Below are 470 nucleotides of genomic sequence, written 5' to 3'. Positions count from 1 at the left end.
CGCACAGCGAGTCGCGGGAGCGTCCGCGGTCCGATGCGGTCGGAGTGAAGTCTTGAGAAGAGCTCGGGCGATTAGTACCCCTCGGCTGAGCGCGTCGCCGCGCTTGCACCTGGGGCCTATCAACCAGGTGGTCTACCTGGGCCCTTACCGAAAGGAGAACTGATCTCGGGAACGGCTTCCCGCTTAGATGCCTTCAGCGGTTATCCGCGCCGGACGCGGCTACCCGGCCATGCCGTCGGTCGACAACCGGTTCACCGGAGGTCCGTCCACCCCGGTCCTCTCGTACTAGGGGCAGCCTCCCTCGATTCTCCTGCGCCCACGGAGGATAGGGACCGAACTGTCTCACGACGTTCTGAACCCAGCTCGCGTACCGCTTTAAACGGCGAACAGCCGTACCCTTGGGACCTGCTCCAGCCCCAGGATGCGATGAGCCGACATCGAGGTGCCAAACCTTGCCGTCGATGTGGACT

1 rRNA gene is annotated in these 470 nt (G+C 64.0%); it reads right to left on the bottom strand.

Features of this window, described 5'->3' with window-relative positions:
• Positions 1–51: 51 nt before the first annotated feature.
• A 23S ribosomal RNA gene (locus H7U32_RS10015) occupies positions 52–470 on the bottom strand; the annotation flags it as partial.

It is taken from the genome of Bifidobacterium pullorum subsp. saeculare (assembly GCF_016899725.1).
Taxonomy (GTDB): Bacteria; Actinomycetota; Actinomycetes; order Actinomycetales; family Bifidobacteriaceae; genus Bifidobacterium; species Bifidobacterium pullorum_C.
The sequence above is the reverse complement of the archived record's forward strand: the minus strand, read 5'-3'. Positions and strand labels throughout refer to the sequence as shown.